The following is a 1,686-nucleotide window of genomic DNA, read 5'->3' as shown; positions in this document are numbered from 1 at the left end:
CCCCGGGAGGGGGCGGGTGGGCGGGGAAAAGCGAGCGCGTAGCGCGAAGCCAGCTCGGCGAAGCAGATGACCGGGTGGGTATTTCAGCCCGTCCGGCGTTTGAGGACGAGGCGCGGAGCGCCGATAAAGCGGGGGTGCTAGGGGGCGCAGCCCCCTAGTTCGGGAAGGGGTGGGTCAGGGGCGCTCCGCGAGGACAAGCCCCCGCCCTAGCCCCCCTGCTCCTGAAACGCCGGAAGGGCCAGGACCCTCGTCTTCGACTCGTCCGACATCAGCTCCACCAACGGCAGCACCAGCTCCCACAGATCCCGCTTGTCGACCTCACGGGCCAACGCGTCGAGCGCATCATCCGGCAACCCCCCGGCCCGCTCGGCGACCACCACCCGGGAGGACTCGGGCAACACCTCGACGAGAGGCAGGAACTCCGCCCACAGCCCGGTGGCGACGACCGCCGGCACGATCCCGCCCAGAACCTCCGCGTCCCGCAACGCCGGCAGCCCCGCGACAACCCGCCGCTCACCGTCGTCGAGCAGCGCGACCAGCGGCAGCAGGGACTCCCACAGCCCCTGCGCGGCGACGGTCGTGACGAGCGTGTCGAGGACGTCGGCGGGCCGCGCCGCGGCGAGCGACGCGATCCGCCCGCGCTGCTCACCCGTCACCATCCCGGCGACGGCGAGGGCCTCGGGCCAGAGCCCGTCCTCCGCGGCCGACGCGATGACCGCGGCGAGCCGGTCGGGCCCCATCAACTCGACGATCCGGCCGAGCCGTTCGGGCGTGTCGATGAGGAAGCCGGTGCGGAGCACGGCGGCGTCGGGGACCTGCGGCAGGATCCGCCGCAGCGCGGAGTCGCGCAGATGGCCGACGAACCGCCCCATCGTGAGATGGTCACCGCGCTCGGCGAGGGTGACGGCGATGCGCACGACGAGGCTCTCGTCGAGCCGGTCGACGATGCCGCTGATGCGCCGCGGGTCGAGGTGCCCGCAGGAGTCGGCGGTGAAGGCCACCGGCAGCTTCTCGATGATGTCGGCGGCACGGGCGGGTTCGAGGCGCCCGGCGACGGCGGCGGCGAGCCGCGGCCCGAGCGCCTTCTGGGAGATCGCGGCGGCGACCCCGGCGGGCACGAGCTTCGTCGCGGACGCGATGCGGTCGAGCATCTCCGGCGCCCGGTCGTACAGGGCGGCGACGCACGCGGTGCGGAAGTCCGTCACGTCGTCGGCGGGCAGCGCCCCCAGGAACGCGAGCTCGTCCGGCTCGACGTCGAGGAGGCGGGCGATCTTCAGGGTCTCGGCCCTCGCGCGCAGCTTGTCCACGGTGTCCTCGCCCCCGGCCTAGCGGAAGAGGATCCGGCGTACCGGACCGCGGGCCAGCGCGGGCACCAGCTTCAGGGCGTCCTCGGCGGCCTCGTTCAGGCCGGACGCCCTGCTCTCGCGCTGCCGCCGCAGCGCGTCCGCGAGCAGGTCGAGCCGCTCGGGCGGCAACTCCCTGAAGGACGCGGGGGGTTCGGCCCCCAGCTCCGCCTTCAGCTGCCGTGTCGTGTCGGTACTCACGGGACCTCCTACGAGGAGCTCCGGTCTTCGGGGTCCCGAGCGTGGAGCGAAATTGACTATTAGTCAATAGCGCGGTCGAGGGCGCGGTGCGGGGCGCAAGCGGAAGGGGGGTGCGGGGACCGGTGCCCCCACGGCACCGGTC

The 1,686-nt window shown here is 73.5% G+C and carries 2 protein-coding genes; both read right to left on the bottom strand.

Annotated features, from left to right (window positions below; genetic code table 11):
• Positions 1-206: 206 nt before the first annotated feature.
• On the bottom strand, positions 207-1,307 hold the full coding sequence (locus ACFWZ5_RS46335; protein ID WP_384802898.1) for a hypothetical protein: 1,101 nt from the start codon (positions 1,305-1,307) through the stop codon (positions 207-209).
• Between the two features lie 18 nt (positions 1,308-1,325).
• Positions 1,326-1,544 (bottom strand): hypothetical protein, encoded by a 219-nt coding sequence (locus ACFWZ5_RS46330; protein WP_384802901.1) that lies wholly within the window; start codon positions 1,542-1,544, stop codon positions 1,326-1,328.
• Between the last annotated feature and the right edge of the window lie 142 nt (positions 1,545-1,686).

The sequence above is a fragment of the Streptomyces sp. NPDC059003 genome, from assembly GCF_042740445.1.
In the GTDB taxonomy this organism is placed as follows: Bacteria; Actinomycetota; Actinomycetes; order Streptomycetales; family Streptomycetaceae; genus Streptomyces.
This window is presented reverse-complemented; position numbering and strand designations above follow the sequence as displayed.